General features: G+C 61.4%; 14 protein-coding genes. 13 read left to right on the forward strand and 1 reads right to left on the reverse strand.

Translation table 11 applies throughout. The annotated features are described in order from the left end of the window. The first annotated feature begins 80 nt into the window (after nucleotides 1–80). The 3 genes from rpmE to HU762_RS19100 all read left to right on the forward strand — a co-directional run bounded on the left by rpmE (nucleotide 81) and on the right by HU762_RS19100 (nucleotide 2,584). On the forward strand, nucleotides 81–305 hold the full coding sequence (gene rpmE / locus HU762_RS19090) for a 50S ribosomal protein L31 (RefSeq protein WP_186639641.1): 225 nt from the start codon (nucleotides 81–83) through the stop codon (nucleotides 303–305). Nucleotides 306–346: 41 nt separating this feature from the next. Further along, on the forward strand, nucleotides 347–1,129 hold the full coding sequence (locus tag HU762_RS19095) for a thermonuclease family protein (RefSeq protein WP_186639643.1): 783 nt from the start codon (nucleotides 347–349) through the stop codon (nucleotides 1,127–1,129). A 186-nt stretch (nucleotides 1,130–1,315) separates the two neighbouring features. Further along, complete coding sequence (locus HU762_RS19100) at nucleotides 1,316–2,584, forward strand: malic enzyme-like NAD(P)-binding protein (RefSeq protein WP_186639645.1); 1,269 nt, start codon at nucleotides 1,316–1,318, stop codon at nucleotides 2,582–2,584. 301 nt (nucleotides 2,585–2,885) lie between these two features. On the opposite strand, the gene HU762_RS19105 is transcribed toward HU762_RS19100, so the two are convergent. Continuing rightward, nucleotides 2,886–5,333, reverse strand: a complete 2,448-nt coding sequence (locus tag HU762_RS19105) for a penicillin-binding protein 1A (RefSeq protein ID WP_186639646.1) — start codon at nucleotides 5,331–5,333, stop codon at nucleotides 2,886–2,888. Between the two features lie 205 nt (nucleotides 5,334–5,538). On the opposite strand from HU762_RS19105, the gene HU762_RS19110 reads away from it, so the two are divergent. The 10 genes from HU762_RS19110 to HU762_RS19155 all read left to right on the forward strand — a co-directional run bounded on the left by HU762_RS19110 (nucleotide 5,539) and on the right by HU762_RS19155 (nucleotide 20,007). Continuing rightward, entirely contained in the window at nucleotides 5,539–6,603 is a 1,065-nt protein-coding gene (locus HU762_RS19110; protein ID WP_186639648.1) for a pilus assembly protein PilM, read from the forward strand. After that, nucleotides 6,603–7,169, forward strand: coding sequence for a PilN domain-containing protein (locus HU762_RS19115; RefSeq protein WP_186639650.1), 567 nt, complete (start codon nucleotides 6,603–6,605; stop codon nucleotides 7,167–7,169). Before HU762_RS19110 ends, HU762_RS19115 begins: the two co-directional genes overlap by 1 nt. Further along, a complete protein-coding gene (gene pilO, locus HU762_RS19120) occupies nucleotides 7,166–7,789 on the forward strand; it encodes a type 4a pilus biogenesis protein PilO (protein WP_186611751.1) in 624 nt (207 codons plus the stop codon). Before HU762_RS19115 ends, pilO begins: the two co-directional genes overlap by 4 nt. Further along, on the forward strand, nucleotides 7,786–8,313 hold the full coding sequence (locus HU762_RS19125) for a pilus assembly protein PilP (protein WP_186639652.1): 528 nt from the start codon (nucleotides 7,786–7,788) through the stop codon (nucleotides 8,311–8,313). Before pilO ends, HU762_RS19125 begins: the two co-directional genes overlap by 4 nt. Nucleotides 8,314–8,326: 13 nt before the next feature. Further along, complete coding sequence (gene pilQ / locus HU762_RS19130) at nucleotides 8,327–10,399, forward strand: type IV pilus secretin PilQ (protein WP_186639654.1); 2,073 nt, start codon at nucleotides 8,327–8,329, stop codon at nucleotides 10,397–10,399. A 4-nt stretch (nucleotides 10,400–10,403) separates the two neighbouring features. Beyond that, on the forward strand, nucleotides 10,404–10,922 hold the full coding sequence (aroK, locus tag HU762_RS19135) for a shikimate kinase AroK (protein WP_186611754.1): 519 nt from the start codon (nucleotides 10,404–10,406) through the stop codon (nucleotides 10,920–10,922). A gap of 148 nt (nucleotides 10,923–11,070) precedes the next feature. Continuing rightward, a complete protein-coding gene (gene aroB, locus HU762_RS19140) occupies nucleotides 11,071–12,171 on the forward strand; it encodes a 3-dehydroquinate synthase (RefSeq protein ID WP_186611755.1) in 1,101 nt (366 codons plus the stop codon). 10 nt (nucleotides 12,172–12,181) lie between these two features. Beyond that, on the forward strand, nucleotides 12,182–13,756 hold the full coding sequence (locus HU762_RS19145; protein WP_186639656.1) for an AAA family ATPase: 1,575 nt from the start codon (nucleotides 12,182–12,184) through the stop codon (nucleotides 13,754–13,756). 350 nt (nucleotides 13,757–14,106) lie between these two features. After that, nucleotides 14,107–18,555, forward strand: coding sequence for a glutamate synthase large subunit (gene gltB / locus HU762_RS19150; protein ID WP_186639657.1), 4,449 nt, complete (start codon nucleotides 14,107–14,109; stop codon nucleotides 18,553–18,555). 33 nt (nucleotides 18,556–18,588) lie between these two features. Beyond that, on the forward strand, nucleotides 18,589–20,007 hold the full coding sequence (locus HU762_RS19155) for an FAD-dependent oxidoreductase (protein WP_186639659.1): 1,419 nt from the start codon (nucleotides 18,589–18,591) through the stop codon (nucleotides 20,005–20,007). Nucleotides 20,008–20,145: the final 138 nt, after the last annotated feature.

Consider the following 20,145-nt stretch of genomic DNA (forward strand, 5'->3'; position numbering starts at 1 on the left):
CTGGTAGAATCCGCGGCCTAATTACGTGCGGTATTCAACAATAGTGTTGGGTGGCGGCACGCTAGCCTGAGGAAAACACCATGAAAACCGATATCCATCCGGACTACCCAGCCATTGCTGTAACCTGCAGCTGCGGCAACAAGTTCGAAACGCGTTCGACCTACGGCAAAGCCCTGTCGATCGACGTTTGCAACGAATGCCACCCGTTCTACACCGGTAAGCAAAAAACTCTGGATACCGGCGGCCGCGTTCAGAGGTTTGCGGATCGTTTCGGTGCTTTCGGCAAAGTTACTCCAAAAGCCTGAGGCTGATCATTTTGGATGGTCGTCTCGACTGGTCCAGACTGATGAAAAAGGCGTCCCTTGCGGGCGCCTTTTTTGTGTCTGCAATTTGGCTCTGCGGTGCCCAGGCGTCTTGTCCCTTGCAGGCCAGCGTGCCTGAGGTGCAGGTGCAGCGCGTGGTGGACGGCGACACCTTGTACCTTGAGGATGGCCGTCGTATCCGCATGATTGGCCTCAACAGCCCGGAGCTGGGCAAGCGCGGACGTGCCGATGAGCCGTACGCCGTGGCGGCGCGCCAGCGACTCGAGGCCTTGGTGGCTGCCAGTGCTGGTCGTGTCAGGGTGTTGCCCGGCAAGGACGACCGGGACGACTACGGGCGCACGCTGGCCCACGTCTATGATCGTCAGGGCCGGAACCTGGAAGAACAGTTGATTGCCGAGGGATTGGGTTTCCTGGTTGCGGTTGCGCCGAACGTCGATCTGGTCGAGTGCCAGCAGGCGGCGGAGCGCCAGGCACGGCAAGCCGGGCTGGGCCTGTGGAAGCAGTCCCCGGTGGTGCGAGCGGAGCGGGTCAGCGCACCTGGTTTCGTACTCACCAGTGGGCGTGTAGCCAGCGTGCAGCGCAATCGCGGCGGTATCTGGATTCAATTGGAGGGATCGGTTGTCCTGCACATCGCCCCAGGCATGCAGCGAAATTTCGATGCCTCGAAGCTCAAGCGTCTGGAAGGTCGGAAAATCGAGGCGCGCGGTTGGGTCGTTGATCGCGCCCGACGTGGCGCGGCCAAGCCTGGGCAGGCGCGATGGATGCTGCCGTTGACTGATCCTGCGATGCTGCGGGCGTTACGCTGAGAAAAATAATTGTGGACATTTTTGCCTTGGATTGTATGCATCAATCCCTTGTGTTTCGTAGCTCTTGGCCCAAAGTCGTAGGGCAGGGCGCTTGACAGCAGTGACTGGTCAGTCTTGTAGGGACTTTGCGAGGCGCGTATCCTCGGCGGTCCGTCTGTCCAACACAGTAAAAAGCGGAATGCCCACATGTCTGATCTGAAAACTGCCGCTCTCGAATATCACGCTAATCCTCGTCCAGGAAAGCTGAGTGTCGAGCTCACCAAGGCCACCGCTACTGCCCGCGACCTGTCGCTGGCCTACAGCCCCGGCGTAGCCGAACCAGTACGCGAAATCGCTCGCGACCCTGAACTGGCCTACAAATACACCGGCAAGGGCAACCTGGTTGCAGTCATTTCCGATGGCACCGCGATTCTTGGCCTGGGCAACCTCGGCCCATTGGCCTCCAAGCCTGTGATGGAAGGCAAGGGCGTGCTGTTCAAGCGCTTTGCTGGCATCGACGTGTTCGACATCGAAGTCGACTCCGAAAGCCCACAAGCCTTCATCGACACCGTCAAGCGTATCTCCATCACCTTCGGTGGTATCAACCTGGAAGACATCAAGGCACCAGAGTGCTTTGAGATCGAGCGCGCCCTGATCGAACAGTGCGACATTCCGGTTTTCCACGACGACCAGCACGGTACCGCAATCGTCACCGCGGCCGGCATGATCAACGCCCTGGAAATCGCTGGCAAGACCCTGCCGGAAGCCAAGATTGTCTGCCTGGGCGCCGGCGCTGCGGCCATCTCCTGCATGAAATTGCTGGTGAGCATGGGTGCCAAGATCGAAAACATCTTCATGGTCGACCGTACAGGCGTGATCCACTCCGGCCGTGACGACCTGAACCAGTATAAGGCCGTGTTTGCCCACGCGACCGACAAGCGCTCCCTGGCGGACGCGCTGGAAGGTGCCGACGTTTTTGTTGGCCTGTCGGGTCCTAACCTGCTGAGCCCGGAAAACCTGCTGCGCATGGCGCCGAATCCGATCGTGTTCGCCTGCTCGAACCCGGACCCGGAAATCTCCCCGGAGCTGGCTCACGCGACCCGCAATGATGTAATCATGGCCACCGGCCGTTCGGACTACCCGAACCAGGTCAACAACGTCCTGGGCTTCCCCTTCATCTTCCGTGGTGCCCTGGACGTTCGCGCCAAGCGCATCAACGAAGAGATGAAAGTCGCAGCCGCCAACGCCTTGCGCGAACTGGCCAAGCTGCCGGTGCCTCAGGAAGTGTGCGACGCCTACGGCGGCATCAAGCTGGAGTTCGGTCGTGAGTACATCATTCCGAAACCAATGGACGCCCGCCTGATCACCCTGATCTCCGACGCCGTGGCCAAGGCCGCGATCGAGACCGGTGTGGCGACCCTGCCGTATCCGAAGAACTACCCGCTCAAGAGCGTGGATGACGTGTTTAACGGTTAAGCCGTTGTAACGCTTCAACGAAAAGCCCCGGCTCCTGTGAGTCGGGGCTTTTTTTTGTCGGGTTGTATGGATGGACATCCTTTGCTGGGCAAGTCGAAGACCTGTGGCGAGGGGATTTATCCCCGCTCGGCTGCGCAGCAGTCGTAATCCGGCTGACGCGGTTCATCTATTGTTCCGCGCTGTCTGAATTTGGGGCTGCTGCGCAGCCCAGCGGGGATAAATCCCCTCGCCACAGGGTCCTTGCGCGGCATAAAAAAGCCCCGCGCTTCTTCCGAAGGTTGGGCTTTTGGGTTGGGCTCGGTCAGAACAAATCGATCGGTGCCGCTTCATCCGCCGGCAGCGGGCTGCCTGGTGCTACACCGTTGCCCAGCTCGTTGGCCGACGGCGGCGTGTCTTCGCTCTTGAACAGCTCGAAGTACGCCCCCGGAGTGCCTGGCGTAGCGGCACGGCCGCTGACCGGGTCGACCCGCAGGCTGAGGATGCCTTCCGGCTCCGGTTGGGTGTGGGGCGGTTTGTCCTTGAGGGCGGCGCCCATGTAGGTCATCCAGATCGGCAGCGCCACGGTGCCGCCAAACTCGCGGCGACCCAGGCTCTCGGGCTGGTCGAAACCGGTCCAGACGGTGGTGACGTAATCGGCGTTGTAGCCGGAGAACCAGGCGTCCTTGGATTCGTTTGTGGTACCGGTCTTGCCTGCCAGGTCGGTACGACCCAGCGCCAGGGCGCGGCGACCGGTGCCGAGCTTGATGACGTCCTGCAGCATGCTGTTGAGGATGTAGGTGGTGCGGCCGTCAACAATGCGTTCGGCGATGGCTGGCGCTTGGGGGACGGCGGGGGCGGTGGTGGCTTCGCCTGCCACCGGGTTGACCGTGAACGTCTCGGTGGACGGCGCCGCGACACCCTCGCTGGCCTCTTCGCCGGAGGGCACCCGTGGCGGGTTGGCGACAAACAGGGTGTCGCCATTGCGGCTTTCGATTTTGTCGATGATGTATGGGGTGATCTTGTAGCCGCCGTTGGCGAACGTGCTCCAGCCGGTGGCGATTTCCATCGGGGTCAGGGTTGCGGTGCCGAGGGCCAGGGACAGGTTGCGTGGCAGGTCCTGCTTGTTGAAGCCGAACTTGCTGATGTAGTCGATGGTGCGGTCCACGCCCAGCGCCTGCAACAGGCGGATCGATACCAGGTTACGTGACTTGTACAGGGCTTCGCGCAGGCGAATCGGCCCGAGGAAAGTGTTGGTGTCGTTCTTCGGACGCCATACCTTGTCCAGATACTCGTCGACAAACACGATTGGCGCGTCGTTGACCAGGCTGGCGGCGGTGTAGCCGTTATCCAGTGCGGCGCTGTAGACAAACGGCTTGAAACTCGAGCCTGGTTGACGCTTGGCCTGCAACGCACGGTTGTAGTTGCTCTGCTCGAAGGCAAAGCCGCCCACCAGGGAGCGGATGGCGCCGTTCTGCGGATCCAGCGACACCAGCGCGCCTTGGGCGGCGGGGATCTGGCTGAATTTAAGGGAGTTGTCCGGCTGGCGCTGCACCCGGATCAGATCGCCGACCTGGGCAACGTCCGCGGGCTGGCGAGGATTGGCCCCCATGCTGTTGGTATTGAGGAACTGGCGGGCCCATTTCATGGTGTCCCAGGCCACGTGCTCTTCCGATTCGCCATTGCGCGTCAGCACCTTGATGCCATCCTTGTCCACTTGGGTGACGATGGCCGGTTCCAGGCTGCTGATGGTGCGTTGCTTGGTCAGTTCAAGGGCCCAGGCTTCCTTGGTCTTGCCCGGCAGGCGCGATTCAGGACCCCGGTAGCCGTGGCGCTGGTCGTAAGTCATCAGGCCTTCATGCAGCGCGGTATTGGCCATTTCCTGCAGATTGCTCGGTATCGTGGTGGTCACGCGAAAACCTTCGGTGTAGGCGTCGCTGCCATAGCGCCCGACCATCTCGGCCCGGGCCATTTCGGCGATGTACGGGGCATTCACTTCAGGGGTCGGCACGTGATAGCTGGCGTTCAACGGCTCGTTGATCGCGGCGGTGTAGTCGGCTTCGCTGATTTTTCCGAGCTTGTACATGCGCCCCAGGATCCAGTCGCGGCGCTCTTTGCTTCGTGTCGGGTTGGCCAGGGGGTTGAAACGCGACGGTGCCTTGGGCAGGCCGGCGATCATCGCCATCTGCGCCAGGCTGACGTCGCGAATCGATTTGCCGTAATACACCTGCGCCGCCGCCTCGATGCCGTAGGCGCGGTTGCCCAGGTAAATCTTGTTCACGTACAGCTCGAGGATTTCGTCCTTGGTCAGCTGCCGCTCGATTTGCAGGGCCAGGAGAATCTCGGTGGTCTTGCGCGAAAAGCTGCGCTCGCTGGTCAAGAAGAAGTTCTTGGCCACCTGCATGGTGATGGTGCTGCCGCCCGACTGGATATGACCACTCTTGATCAATTGGCTGGCCGCGCGCATCAGGCTGCCTGGATCGACACCATAGTGATTGGCGAAGTTGTCGTCTTCAGCACTTAGTAACGCATTGATGAAATTGGGGGGAATGTCGGCGAAACGGATCGGCGTGCGGCGCATTTCGCCAAATTCGGCGATCAACTTGTTGTCGCTGCTGTACACCCGCAAAGGAATCTGCAACTGAATACTTCTCAGCGCCTCCACGGACGGCAATCCCGGACTAAGGTAAAGAAACGCACCGCTCAGACCCAGCAGCAGTCCGCAGAAAACGGCGACGATGGACCATCCGAAAAATTTCAGCAGACGTATCAAGGCTTTTGGATATCCAGGCAAAGAATGAAAAAGGCGCCAGGTGCAGGGAAGGACCCGTGCTTGCAACAAAGCGAAAAAAAACGCTGGGCATTATAAGCATTTTTTTTCGTCGCAAACGCCATCCGGACATCCATCGGACCGGGGGGATTGAACGCAACGCATATTAGAGAGTCCGTAACTCACGGATAGTCATAGGGAATTGGTAGTGCTACGACTCTTCAATAAAAAAGCCCATGCGCTTCTGGGGATCGACATCAGCTCGACGTCGGTGAAGCTGCTCGAATTGAGTCGCCAGGGGGACCGTTACCGCGTCGAGTCGTATGCGGTCGAACCGTTGCCTGCCAACGCGGTGGTTGAAAAGAACATTGCCGAGCTCGAAGGTGTGGGACAGGCATTGTCGCGGGTGCTGGCCAAGGCCAAGACGCCCTTGCGCAACGTGGCGGTGGCCGTTGCGGGGTCGGCGGTCATCACCAAGACCATCGAGATGGACGCCGGGCTATCCGACGACGACATGGAAAACCAGCTCAAGATCGAAGCCGACCAGTACATTCCTTATCCCCTGGATGAGGTGGCGATCGATTTCGAAGTGGTGGGTGTATCGCCCCGCAGCGCCGAACGGGTCGAAGTGCTGCTGGCGGCGTGTCGCAAGGAAAACGTCGAGGTTCGCGAGGCCGCATTGGCGCTCGCCGGGCTGACCGCTCGCGTGGTTGACGTGGAAGCCTACGCGCTGGAGCGCGCCTTCGGCCTGCTCGCAACGCAGTTGGCCGCGTCCCAGGAGCGCCTGACCGTGGCGGTGATCGACATCGGTGCCACGATGACCACGCTCAGCGTGCTACACAATGGCCGCATCATTTATACCCGGGAACAACTGTTTGGTGGCCGCCAACTGACCGAGGAAATCCAGCGCCGCTATGGCCTGACCCCCGAGCAGGCCGGCCTGGCGAAAAAACAGGGCGGCTTGCCGGACGACTATCTCAGCGAGGTGTTGCAACCGTTTCGCGAAGCGCTGGTCCAGCAGGTGTCGCGCTCCTTGCAGTTCTTCTTCGCTTCGGGCCAGTACAGCGCGGTGGATCACATTCTGCTGGCCGGTGGCACGGCGTCGGTTGCGGGCCTGGATCGGCTGATCGAACAGCGCTTGGGCACACCGACCCAGGTGGCCAACCCGTTCACCAACATGGCCTTGAGCAGCAAGGTCAATGCGGGCGCCCTGGCCAGTGACGCGCCGGCGCTGATGATCGCCTGCGGGCTGGCCCTCAGGAGTTTCGACTGATGGCGCGGATCAACCTTCTACCCTGGCGCGAAGAGCTGCGCGAAGAGCGTCGCAAACGCTTTTTACTGGCGCTGGTGGGGGCGCTGGTCGGCGCGGTAGGGCTGACGCTGATTGCGGTGCAGTACCTGAACAGCGCCATCGACTATCAAACGGCACGTAATGGCCACATCACCGAGCAGATTGCGATACTCGACGAACGCATCCAGCAGATCAGCGAGCTCAAGGCTCGTCGGCAACAACTGCTGGAGCGCATGCGCATCATCCAGGACTTGCAGGGTAACCGACCGGTCAGCGCACGCATTTTCGACCAGCTGGCGCGGACCTTGCCGGACGGCGTGTATTTCACCGAGGTAAAGATGGAGGAGGGCACGCTCTCCATCAAGGGCGCGGCGCAGTCCAACAACCGCGTCTCGGACCTGATGCGCAACCTGGACTCATCGGACCTGTTCGACGCGCCCAGCCTGGCGGAAGTCAAGGCCACCACGGCAGGCCAGCTTGACCAGGCGAACGTTTTCCAACTGACGGTTCGCCAGACCCGCCCGGCCGATGCGGAGGGCGCCCAATGAAGCCGGGGGAGTGGCTGGACGCGCTGCGCAAGATCGATATCAGTGACCTGGATACCAACAACGTCGGTTCGTGGCCCATGGCGGTCAAGTGGCTGGCCGGCATCCTGTTGGTCATCCTGGTGCTGGGACTGGGCTATAACTTTGCTTTGAGCGACCTGCAAACCCAGCTGCAGCAGGTGCGCGAGGAAGAAAATACGCTTAAGGCGCAATTTGCGGGCAAGGCCCACATGGCGGCGAACCTGGAGCGCTACACCGAACAGATGAAGCAGATGGAGACCTCCTTCGGCGTGCTGTTGCGGCAATTGCCCAGTGACACCGAGGTGCCGGGCCTGCTGGAGGACATCACCCGCACGGGCCTGGGCAGCGGCCTGGAGTTCGAGGAAATCAAGCTGTTGCCGGAAGTCACCCAGCCGTTCTACATCGAGTTGCCGATCCAGATCACCGTGACGGGCGGCTACCATGACCTGGCGACTTTCGTCAGCGGTGTGGCCGGGTTGCCCCGGATCGTCACCCTGCACGATTTCGAAATCGCACCGATGGAGCCCGAAGCAGGGGCGAAGCTGCGCATGAGCATCCAGGCCAAGACCTACCGGTACAACGAGCAGGAGGCCCAGCCATGAGGGCGACCTGTCGCATCAGCCTGCTGGCCGGGTTACTCGCGTTGGCTGGTTGCAACAACGGCGACGGCTTCAGCGACCTGGACGCCTATATGAACGAGGTACGCCTGCGCCCGCCCGGCAAGATAGAACCCACGCCGACCTTCAGGCCTAACGAAACCTTTACCTACAGCGCCGCCAATCTGCGTAGCCCATTCTCCCAGCAGGTGCGCGTGGACCAGGCCGGCCGGCAACAGGGCTCGCGCAACGTGCGGCCCGACCCCAATCGAGCCAAGCAATACCTGGAAGGCTTCAACATCGAACAGTTTGAAATGGTCGGGACGATCTCCAATGCCAGTGGCTCCTTTGCGCTCTTGCGCGGCGCGGGTGGGGTGCATCGGTTGAAGGTCGGAGACTATCTGGGGCGCAACGACGGACGGATCGTCGCCATCAGCGCCACCCAGGTCGATGTGGTCGAAATCGTTCCTGACGGCGAAGGTGCCTGGCTGGAGCGGCCTCGGACCATTCCTTTGAAAGAGCATTCATAGTGGAATTCGAACAATGAACAGGATTTTTCCAGCCCTCGGTATTTCGCTATGGATAGCGCTGCTGTCGCCGACGGTTCATGGGGCCAGCCTGAAGACGCTCGATGTCGCGACGTTGCCGGGTGACCGTATCGAGCTGAAGCTTGCCTTCGACGGGCCACCACCGACGCCGCGAGGCTATACCACCGAACAACCGGCCCGTATCGCGCTGGACCTGCCCGGCGTGACCAGTCAATTAACCAGCAAGAGCCGTGACCTTGGCGCAGGCAACGCGCGCAGCGCCACGGTGGTAGAGGCGGGTGAGCGAACCCGGTTGATCATCGGCCTTACGCAATTGGCGCCTTATGACACGCGAATCGAGGGTAACAACCTGTTCGTGGTGGTCGGCAAGGGCGCGGCTGCCAGGACCTCCACGCAGCCCCCGCGCCCGGCAATCGCCAGCCCTGCGCCCGCCAGGCCCAGCGCCTCGCTGGGCAAAGCCATCAGGGGGGTGGATTTCCAGCGTGGCACCCAGGGTGAAGGCAATGTAGTGATCGACCTGTCGGACCCTTCCATCGCTCCCGACATCCAGGAGCGCGAAGGCAAGATCATCCTCAATTTTGCCAGGACGCAATTGCCCGAACCGTTACGGGTGCGCCTGGACGTCAAGGACTTCGCCACCCCGGTGCAATTCGTCAATGCCAGCGCTGGCGCCGATCGCGCCACCATCAGCATCGAGCCCAGCGGCACGTTCGACTATTCGACCTACCAGACCGACAACAAGCTGACCGTCAGTGTCCGGCCAATGAGCGTCGAGGACCTGCAAAAACGCAACACCGATCGTGCCGCCTATAACGGCGAAAAGTTGTCCCTCAACTTCCAGGACATTGAAGTGCGCTCGGTGCTGCAGTTGATCGCCGACTTCACCAATCTGAACCTGGTGGCCAGCGACACGGTGCAGGGCGGGATCACACTGCGCTTGCAGAACGTACCTTGGGACCAAGCGTTGGACCTTGTGCTCAAGACCAAGGGGCTGGACAAGCGCATGGTTGGAAATGTGCTGCTGGTGGCGCCGGCGGATGAGATTGCGGCACGCGAGCGCCAGGAGCTGGAATCCCAGAAGCAGATTGCCGACCTGGCGCCGCTGCGGCGCGAGCTGTTGCAGGTCAACTATGCGAAGGCGGCCGACATTGCCAAGCTGTTCCAGTCGGTCACCAGTGCCGAGGCGAAGGCGGACGAGCGGGGCACGATCACGGTCGATGAGCGGACCAACAACATTATTGCCTACCAGACCCAGGACCGACTCGACGAGCTGCGCCGGATCGTGGCGCAACTGGATATCCCGGTGCGCCAGGTGATGATCGAGGCGCGAATCGTCGAGGCCAACGTCGATTACGACAAAAGCCTGGGCGTGCGTTGGGGCGGCTCGATCCAGAACAAGGGCAACTGGAATTCGTCCGGCGTCTCCACCGGGGACTCCACCACCATTGGCACGCCGGGCAGCACCAGCACCAACCAGCCGTTCGTCGACCTGGGCGCGTCAGGCAATACGTCGGGAATCGGTATCGCGTTCATCACCGACAACGTGCTGCTGGATCTGGAGCTGACGGCCATGGAAAAGACCGGCAATGGGGAAATCGTCTCCCAGCCCAAAGTGGTGACCTCCGACAAGGAGACCGCGAAAATCCTCAAGGGCACCGAAATTCCCTACCAGGAAGCCAGCTCCAGCGGCGCCACCTCGGTGTCGTTCAAGGAAGCCGCGCTGTCGCTGGAGGTGACCCCGCAAATCACTCCGGACAACCGCATCATCATGGAGGTCAAGGTCACCAAGGATGAGCCGGACTACTTGAACATGGTGCAGGATGTGCCGCCGATCAAGAAAAACGAAGTCAACGCCAAGGTCCTGGTCAATGATGGCGAGACCATTGTGATTGGCGGGGTTTTCTCAAATACTCAGAGCAAGGTCGTAGATAAGGTGCCATTTCTTGGCGATGTGCCGTATCTTGGCCGCCTTTTCCGGCGTGATGTGGTTTCGGAGAAAAAATCCGAGCTGCTGGTGTTTCTCACTCCGCGTATCATGAACAACCAGGCGATTGCTGTGAGTCGTTGATTCTGTGCGAAATTTGATTCTTGTTGGACCGATGGGGGCTGGAAAAAGCACCATCGGTCGTCTGCTGGCCAAAGAGCTGCGCCTGCCATTCAAAGATTCCGACAAGGAAATTGAATTGCGCACGGGTGCCAATATCCCGTGGATCTTCGATAAGGAAGGCGAGCCGGGCTTTCGCGACCGCGAGCAGGCGATGATCGCCGAGCTGTGTGGTTTCGAGGGTGTGGTGCTGGCCACCGGCGGCGGCGCGGTGATGCGCGAAGCCAATCGTCGGGCGCTGCATGCCGGCGGACGGGTGGTCTATCTGCATGCATCCGTCGAACAGCAGGTCGGCCGCACCGCCCGTGATCGCAACCGCCCGCTGTTGCGTACCGCCGACCCGGCCAGGACCCTGCGGGACCTGCTGGAGGTGCGTGACCCGCTGTATCGGGAAATAGCCGATCTGGTCATCGAAACCGATGAGCGTCCGCCGCGGATGGTGGTGCTGGAAATTCTGGAGCGCCTGCAACAACTGCCCCCCCGTTAATGCGCCGCGCGAAATGCGCTATCCTCGGCATCCCGTCCAAGCCCGACTGTGGCGTGGCGGATGGCCATTAACTGGCGTCATGGCAGGCACCACGGACTTTCGTTAATTGCAGGCAGGACGCCTGATTTCATCTTCACTGTGGGGACACATGCAGACACTTAAGGTCGATCTGGGCGAGCGCAGCTACCCGATTCACATTGGCGAAGGCTTGCTGGACCAGCCAGAACTGCTGGCGCCGCACATCGCTGGGCGGCAAGTGGCAATTATCACCAATGAAACCGTCGCCCCTTTGTATCTGGAACGCCTGACTCGCAGCCTGTCGGCTTATTCGGTCATTTCCGTCGTGTTGCCTGACGGTGAGGCCTTCAAGACCTGGGAAACCCTGCAGTTGATTTTCGACGGGCTGCTGACCGCGCGGCATGATCGCCGCACCACCGTGGTCGCCCTGGGCGGCGGCGTGATCGGTGACATGGCAGGTTTTGCCGCGGCGTGTTATCAGCGCGGTGTGGATTTCATCCAGATTCCAACCACGCTGCTTTCCCAAGTCGACTCGTCGGTCGGAGGCAAGACCGGGATCAACCATCCGCTGGGCAAGAACATGGTGGGTGCGTTCTATCAGCCCAACGTGGTGCTGATCGACACCGCTACGCTCAAGTCCTTGCCGGCGCGCGAGCTGTCTGCCGGGTTGGCGGAAGTCATCAAGTACGGGCTGATCTGCGACGAGCCATTCCTGGGTTGGCTCGAAGACAACGTAGATCGCCTGCGTGCGCTGGATCAAACGGCGCTCACCTACGCCATCGAGCGTTCCTGCGCAGCTAAGGCTGCCGTGGTTGGCGCCGATGAGCGCGAGTCGGGCGTGCGTGCCACGCTCAACCTGGGCCACACCTTCGGCCACGCCATCGAAACCCATATGGGTTATGGCGTCTGGCTGCATGGCGAGGCCGTTGCCGCGGGGACGGTCATGGCCCTGGAGATGTCTGCGCGCCTGGGCTGGATCAGCGAGCAGGAGCGTGATCGTGGGATTCGCCTGTTCCAGCGCGCCGGGCTGCCGGTCGTTCCGCCCGAAGAAATGACCGAGGCGGATTTCCTTGAACACATGGCAATCGACAAAAAAGTGATCGACGGTCGTCTGCGTCTGGTGCTGCTGCGCCACATGGGCGAAGCGGTGGTGACCGACGATTATCCGAAAGAGGTTCTACAGGCCACGCTGGGAGCGGACTACCGCGCCCTGGCTCAGCTTAAAGGTTAAGAAGATTTCGATGACTAGTTTGCATGCCGACGAGGCTTTCCTCGGCCACTTCCAGTTAAGTCATGACCCATTTGCTCCTCGGGTCCCAGGCTTCAAGTTCTTCCCGGCCCAACGCAAGCCGGTGCTGGGCCAATTGCACCACTTGGCGCGCTACAGCCAGTTGCTGTTGGTCGTCACCGGGCCCCAGGGCAGCGGCAAGACGTTGCTGCGCCAGGCGCTGGTGGCCAGTACCAACAAGCAGTCGGTGCAAAGCGTGGTGGTGTCGGCCCGTGGCGCGGGCGATGCGGCGGGTGTGTTGCGTCAAGTGGCCCAGGCGCTGAATGTCGCCCAGGCGGAGATTGGCGCAATTCTCGACCAGATCGTGCAATTGGCGCTGACCGGTCAGGAAGTCTATCTCCTGGTGGATGATGCCGAACAACTCGACGAATCGGCCTTGGAAGCCTTGCTGGCCCTCGCCGCCGGTGCACCGGAAGGACGCCCTCACGTGTTCCTGTTTGGCGAGTCGTCGTTGATCGCAGTTCTAGACCAACTGGAACTTGAGGAAGAGCGTTTCCACGTCATCGAACTGGCGCCCTACACCGAGGAAGAAACACGCGAATACCTGGCGCAGCGTCTTGAGGGTGCGGGCCGGGGTATCGAACTTTTCACCGCGGATCAGATCTCTGAGATTCACGAAAGCTCCGACGGCTGGCCTGGCAACATCAACCAGGTGGCTCGAGATGCTCTGATCGAAATCATGATCGCCAGCCGCTCAGCGGTGAAGCGTCCAAGTATGGGGTTCAACATGCCGAAGAAACACGTATTGGCGATTTCCGCCGTGGTCGTGGTCGCGGTCGCTGCCGCCTGGCTGATGCCAGGTCGCAACAAGGCACCCACCACCGGCGCACCAGCCAACGAACAGGCACAGCTGCCTCTCGGTCAGGGCACGCCGCAACCCAACGCAGGTGCCGGCGCCCCGGCGGTGGAATTTGCCGGCAACACGCAGCCAATGCCGCTGCCGCTGGTCGGGCAGTCACAGCCGGTCATGCGCGGTCCCCTGGCTGAAGCGGCTGGCGGAATTACCGAAGGCGACGACGGCGCACCGCCGCCGATCGAAGACACCAGCGACGTACCACCTACCGTGACCACCACCGCGCCACCTCCCGGTGTGCCTGCCGGTCCGGCGCCGACCCCAGCTCCCGCCAAGCCGACTCCGGCGCCGACCCAGTTGGCGACCGCCAAGCCTGCTCCGGTTCCAGCGCCTGCCACCAAGCCGGCCCCAGCGGCCAAGCCTGCCGCCACCCCGGCCAAGGCCGCGGGCGGTAGCTGGTATGCCGGCCAGGCGCCGGGCAACTACGTGGTGCAGATCCTCGGCACCAGCTCCGAAACTGCTGCGCAGAGTTTCGTCAAGGAGCAGGGCGGCGAGTACCGTTATTTCAAGAAAGTGCTCAACGGCAAGCCGCTTTACGTCATCACCTACGGCAGCTTTGCCAACCGTGACGCAGCCGTTTCCGCCATCAAGGCCTTGCCAGCGAAGGTTCAGGCTGGTAAACCTTGGCCTCGCACTGTCGCCAGCGTCCAACAGGAACTGGCAGCAACTCGCTGATGATTCGGCGGCCTTACCCAGGCCGCCTCTCCCGGCAACCTCAAAATTTCCGCAACGGCGAGCGACCTTTCAGGCCGCGCGCCTTGTGGTGTCTGCGTCACAGTAGCGTTTGAGTCGTAGCGGTCGAACCCAAAAAAGTTTTGACTAGCACAGCATATAGCTTTAAACCTTTCACAAATGCGACATGGATTTGCGACAGTTCGTCGTCAAATTTGTGAGCCTCTGTGACGGTGTGTACAATGACCTCCCTTTTGCCCCCGCAAAGCTGGCGTACGTTCGGCGCGGCACGCAACTGGCTGAATTGAAAAGAAATTTGCCTCGATAAGAGGCAGCCTGGTGAGAAAGTGTCTATGAAAGCAGGTCTGTACCAACCAGATGAATTCAAGGATAACTGCGGTTTTGGCCTGATAGCCCATATGCAGGGCGAGCCCAGTCATACCCTTTTGCAAACGGCCATTGAGGCCCTGACCTGCATGACCCACCGTGGTGGGATCAACGCCGACGGCAAGACCGGTGACGGTTGTGGCTTGCTGATTCAAAAACCCGACGAGTTCCTGCGTGCCGTAGCCCAGGAAACGTTTGGCGTGACCCTGCCCAAGCAATACGCCGTGGGCATGGTGTTTTTCAATCAGGACCCGGTAAAGGCCCAAGCCGCTCGCGAAAACATGAATCGCGAGATCCTGGCCGCCGGCCTGCAATTGGTCGGCTGGCGCAAAGTGCCGATCGACACCAGCGTCCTCGGCCGCCTGGCCCTTGAGCGCCTGCCCCTGATCGAGCAAGTATTTATTGCCGGCGAAGGTCTGAGCGACCAAGAGATGTCGATCAAGCTGTTCAGCTCGCGTCGTCGCTCGTCCGTGGCCAACGCTGCCGACACCGATCACTACATCTGCAGCTTTTCCCACAAGACCATCATTTATAAAGGCCTGATGATGCCGGCGGACCTCACCGCCTTTTATCCGGACCTGAGCGACGAGCGCCTGAAGACCGCGATCTGCGTGTTCCACCAGCGCTTCTCCACCAACACCCTGCCGAAATGGCCGCTGGCCCAGCCATTCCGCTTCCTCGCTCACAACGGCGAGATCAACACCATCACCGGCAACCGCAACTGGGCCGTGGCTCGTCGCACCAAGTTCGCCAACGACTTGATGCCGGACCTGGAAGAGCTTGGCCCGCTGGTCAACCGCGTGGGTTCGGACTCCTCGAGCATGGACAATATGCTCGAGCTGATGGTGACCGGCGGCATCGACCTGTTCCGTGGCGTGCGCATGCTGGTGCCGCCAGCGTGGCAAAACGTCGAGACCATGGACCCGGACCTGCGCGCCTTCTACGAATACAACTCCATGCACATGGAGCCGTGGGACGGCCCGGCCGGTATCGTCATGACCGACGGTCGCTACGCGGTGTGCCTGCTCGACCGTAACGGCCTGCGTCCGGCACGTTGGGTCACCACCACCAACGGCTTCATCACCCTGGCCTCGGAAATCGGCGTCTGGAACTACCAGCCCGAAGACGTCATCGCCAAGGGCCGCGTAGGCCCGGGCCAGATCTTTGCCGTGGACACCGAAACCGGCCAGATCCTCGACACAGACGCCATCGACAACCGTCTCAAGTCCCGTCATCCGTACAAGCAATGGCTGCGCAAGAATGCCCTGCGCATCCAGGCGACCATGGAAGACAACGATCACGGTTCGGCTTTCTACGACGTCGATCAGCTCAAGCAGTACATGAAGATGTACCAGGTGACGTTCGAAGAGCGTGACCAAGTGTTGCGTCCGTTGGGCGAGCAAGGCTACGAAGCGGTCGGCTCCATGGGCGACGACACACCGATGGCCGTGCTATCGCAGCGCGTGCGCACGCCGTACGACTATTTCCGCCAGCAGTTCGCGCAGGTCACCAACCCGCCGATCGACCCGCTGCGCGAAGCGATCGTGATGTCGCTGGAAATCTGCCTCGGCGCAGAACGCAACATCTTCCAGGAGTCGCCGGAACACGCCTCGCGCGTGATCCTCAGCTCGCCGGTCATTTCCCCGGCCAAGTGGCGCTCGCTGACCAACCTCGATCGCCCGGGCTTCGAGCGCCAGGTCATCGACCTGAACTACGACGAAAGCGTCGGTCTGGAAGCGGCGATCCGCAACGTGGCCGATCAGGCTGAAGAAGCCGCGCGCGCCGGTCGCACCCAGATCGTGCTGAGCGACCGCCACATCGCGCCGGGCAAGCTGCCGATCCACGCCTCGCTGGCCACCGGCGCGGTGCACCATCGCCTGACCGAAAAGGGCCTGCGCTGCGATTCGAACATCCTGGTGGAAACCGCCACGGCTCGCGATCCGCATCACTTCGCGGTGCTGATCGGCTTCGGCGCCTCGGCGGTCTATCCGTTCCTGGCCTATGAAGTGCTGGGCGACCTGATCCGTACCGGTGAAGTGCTGGGCGACCTCTACGAGGTGTTCAAGAACTACCGCAAGGGCATCACCAAGGGCCTGCTCAAGATCCTTTCGAAGATGGGGATCTCGACCATCGCCTCGTACCGTGGCGCGCAATTGTTCGAGGCCATCGGCCTGTCCGAAGAAGTCTGCGAGCTGAGCTTCCGTGGCGTGCCAAGCCGCATCAAGGGCGCGCGCTTCGTCGACATCGAAGCCGAACAGAAAGCCCTGGCCGCCGAAGCCTGGAGTCCGCGCAAGCCGATCCAGCAGGGTGGCTTGCTGAAATTCGTCCACGGTGGCGAATACCACGCCTACAACCCGGACGTGGTCAATACCTTGCAGGCCGCCGTGCAGCAGGGCGACTACAGCAAGTTCAAGGAATACACCGCGCTGGTGGATAACCGTCCGGTGTCGATGATTCGCGACCTGCTCAAGGTCAAGACCCTCGACACGCCGCTGGACATCAGTGAAGTAGAGCCGCTGGAATCGGTACTCAAGCGTTTCGATTCGGCTGGTATTTCCCTGGGTGCGTTGTCCCCCGAAGCCCACGAAGCCCTGGCGGAAGCCATGAACCGCCTCGGCGCGCGTTCCAACTCCGGCGAAGGCGGCGAAGACCCGGCGCGCTACGGCACCATCAAGAGTTCGAAGATCAAGCAAGTGGCGACCGGCCGCTTCGGTGTGACGCCGGAATACCTGGTCAACGCCGAAGTGTTGCAGATCAAGGTGGCCCAGGGCGCCAAGCCCGGTGAGGGCGGCCAATTGCCTGGTGGCAAGGTCAACGGCCTGATCGCCAAGCTGCGTTATGCGGTCCCCGGCGTGACCCTGATCTCACCGCCGCCGCACCACGACATCTACTCGATCGAAGATTTGTCGCAACTGATCTTCGACCTCAAGCAGGTGAACCCGAAGGCGCTGGTCTCGGTGAAGCTGGTGGCGGAAGCTGGCGTGGGCACCATTGCCGCGGGCGTGGCGAAAGCCTATGCCGACCTGATCACCATTTCCGGTTACGACGGCGGCACCGGCGCATCGCCGCTGACCTCAATCAAGTACGCCGGCGCGCCGTGGGAACTGGGCCTGGCGGAAACTCACCAGACCCTGCGCGGCAACGACCTGCGCGGCAAAGTTCGGGTGCAGACCGACGGTGGCCTGAAAACCGGCCTCGACGTGATCAAGGCCGCGATTCTCGGCGCCGAAAGCTTTGGCTTCGGCACTGCGCCGATGATCGCCCTGGGCTGTAAATACCTGCGCATCTGCCACCTGAACAACTGCGCCACCGGCGTGGCGACCCAGAACGAGAAGCTGCGCAAGGATCACTACATCGGCACTGTCGACATGGTGGTGAATTTCTTCACCTACGTGGCCGAAGAGACCCGTGAATGGCTCGCGAAGCTGGGCGTGCGCTCGCTGGAAGAGCTGATCGGCCGTACCGATCTGCTCGAAGTGATCGAAGGCCAGACCGCCAAGCAGCAACACTTGGACCTGACTCCATTGCTGGGCAGCGATCTCATTCCCGCGGACAAGCCACAGTTCTGCCAGGTTGATCGCAACCCGCCGTTCGACAAGGGCGAGCTGGCCGAGAAGATGGTCGACATGGCCGCTGCGGCGATCAACGACATGAGCGGTGCCGAGTTCGAACTGAGCATCTGCAATTGCGACCGCTCCATCGGTGCGCGTATCTCCGGTGAAATCGCTCGCAAGCATGGCAACCAGGGCATGGCCCAGGCGCCGATCACCTTCCGCTTCAAGGGCACGGCCGGGCAAAGCTTCGGCGTCTGGAACGCCGGCGGCCTGAACATGTACCTGGAAGGTGACGCGAACGACTACGTGGGCAAGGGCATGACCGGCGGCAAGTTGGTTATCGTTCCGCCCAAGGGCAGTGTCTACCGGACCCAGGACAGTGCGATCATCGGCAACACCTGCCTGTATGGCGCCACGGGCGGCAAGTTGTTTGCCGCTGGCACCGCGGGCGAGCGTTTCGCCGTGCGTAACTCCGGCGCCCACACCGTGGTGGAAGGCACCGGCGATCACTGCTGCGAGTACATGACCGGTGGTTTTGTCTGCGTCCTGGGCAAGACCGGTTACAACTTCGGCTCCGGCATGACCGGCGGTTTCGCCTATGTGCTCGACCAGGACAACACCTTCGTTGACCGGGTCAACCACGAACTGGTGGAAATCCAGCGGATCAGCGGCGAAGCGATGGAAGCGTATCGCAGCCACCTGCAGCGCGTGCTGAACGAGTATGTCGAGGAGACCGACAGCGAGTGGGGTCGTGAGCTCGCCGAGAACCTCGATGACTACTTGCGTCGTTTCTGGCTGGTCAAGCCCAAGGCTGCCAACCTGAAGTCGTTGCTTTCCAGCACCCGTGCCAACCCGCAGTGATATGCGCCTGAAGAGTTTGATGAGGTTTTAACAATGGCTGAACGTCTGAATAATGACTTCCAGTTCATCGATGTCGGGCGCAAGGATCCGAAGAAGAAACTGTTGCGTCAACGCAAGAAAGAATTCGTGGAAATCTACGAGCCTTTCAAACCCCAGCAGTCGGCCGACCAGGCCCACCGTTGCCTGGGTTGCGGTAACCCGTACTGCGAATGGAAGTGCCCGGTGCACAACTTCATTCCCAACTGGCTGAAACTAGTGGCCGAGGGCAACATCCTCCAGGCCGCCGAGCTGTCCCACCAGACCAACACCCTGCCGGAAGTCTGCGGCCGGGTGTGCCCGCAGGATCGCCTGTGTGAAGGTGCCTGCACCCTCAACGACGGTTTCGGCGCGGTGACCATCGGTTCGGTGGAGAAGTACATCACCGACACCGCGTTCGCCATGGGCTGGCGCCCGGACATGTCCAAGGTCAAGCCGACCGGCAAGCGTGTCGCGATCATCGGCGCGGGCCCGGCGGGCCTGGGCTGTGCGGACGTGCTGGTGCGCGGCGGCGTGACCCCGGTGGTGTTCGACAAAAACCCGGAAATCGGTGGCCTGCTGACCTTTGGCATCCCCGAGTTCAAGCTGGAAAAGAGCGTGCTGAGCAATCGTCGCGAAGTGTTCACCGGCATGGGCATCGAGTTCCGCCTGAACATGGAGGTGGGCAAGGACGTGACCATGGAGCAACTGCTCGAAGAATACGATGCGGTATTCATGGGCATGGGCACCTACACCTACATGAAGGGCGGCTTTGCCGGTGAGGACCTGCCGGGCGTGTACGACGCGCTGGACTTCCTGATCGCCAACGTCAACCGCAACCTGGGCTTTGAAAAGTCGCCGGAAGACTTTGTCGACATGAAAGGCAAGAAGGTCGTGGTACTCGGCGGTGGCGATACGGCGATGGACTGCAACCGTACGTCGATTCGCCAGGGCGCCAAGTCGGTGACCTGTGCTTATCGTCGTGACGAAGCGAACATGCCCGGCTCGCGTAAAGAGGTTAAGAACGCCAAGGAAGAAGGCGTGAAATTCCTCTACAACCGCCAGCCGATCGCCATTGTCGGCGAAGACAAGGTTGAAGGCGTGAAGGTGGTCGAGACCCGTCTCGGCGAACCGGATGCCCGTGGCCGTCGCAGCCCCGAGCCGATCCCTGGTTCCGAAGAGATCATCCCGGCCGACGCCGTGGTCATCGCTTTCGGCTTCCGTCCAAGCCCGGCGCCGTGGTTCGAGCAATTCAGCATCCAGACCGACAGCCAGGGCCGCGTCGTCGCCCCGGAACAAGGCCAGTACAAGCACCAGACCAGCAACCCGAAGATCTTCGCCGGTGGCGACATGGTCCGGGGTTCCGACCTGGTGGTGACGGCGATCTTCGAAGGCCGTAATGCGGCGGAAGGGATCCTGGATTACCTGCAAGTCTGACCGCTGTAGATCGTTCCCACGCTTTGCGTGGGAATGCCTCAAGGGACGCTCCGCGTTCCAGGGGCACGCAGAGCGTGGGGAACGATCAATGAGGAGCAGCCAAACCGCGACAAATTGCCTCGATAGATAAAAGGCACG

The organism is Pseudomonas sp. SWRI92 (assembly GCF_014268685.1).
Lineage (GTDB): Bacteria > Pseudomonadota > Gammaproteobacteria > Pseudomonadales > Pseudomonadaceae > Aquipseudomonas > Aquipseudomonas marvdashtae.

Bases quoted from the DNA above. Each gene is read 5' to 3' on its own strand.
- aroB (WP_186611755.1), top strand. From the start codon at position 11,071: ATGCAGACACTTAAGGTCGATCTGGGCGAGCGCAGCTACCCGATTCAC.
- HU762_RS19145 (WP_186639656.1), top strand. From the start codon at position 12,182: ATGACTAGTTTGCATGCCGACGAGGCTTTCCTCGGCCACTTCCAGTTA.
- HU762_RS19095 (WP_186639643.1), top strand. From the start codon at position 347: ATGAAAAAGGCGTCCCTTGCGGGCGCCTTTTTTGTGTCTGCAATTTGG.
- HU762_RS19155 (WP_186639659.1), top strand. From the start codon at position 18,589: ATGGCTGAACGTCTGAATAATGACTTCCAGTTCATCGATGTCGGGCGC.
- HU762_RS19125 (WP_186639652.1), top strand. From the start codon at position 7,786: ATGAGGGCGACCTGTCGCATCAGCCTGCTGGCCGGGTTACTCGCGTTG.
- pilQ (WP_186639654.1), top strand. From the start codon at position 8,327: ATGAACAGGATTTTTCCAGCCCTCGGTATTTCGCTATGGATAGCGCTG.
- gltB (WP_186639657.1), top strand. From the start codon at position 14,107: ATGAAAGCAGGTCTGTACCAACCAGATGAATTCAAGGATAACTGCGGT.
- HU762_RS19115 (WP_186639650.1), top strand. From the start codon at position 6,603: ATGGCGCGGATCAACCTTCTACCCTGGCGCGAAGAGCTGCGCGAAGAG.
- pilO (WP_186611751.1), top strand. From the start codon at position 7,166: ATGAAGCCGGGGGAGTGGCTGGACGCGCTGCGCAAGATCGATATCAGT.
- HU762_RS19100 (WP_186639645.1), top strand. From the start codon at position 1,316: ATGTCTGATCTGAAAACTGCCGCTCTCGAATATCACGCTAATCCTCGT.
- rpmE (WP_186639641.1), top strand. From the start codon at position 81: ATGAAAACCGATATCCATCCGGACTACCCAGCCATTGCTGTAACCTGC.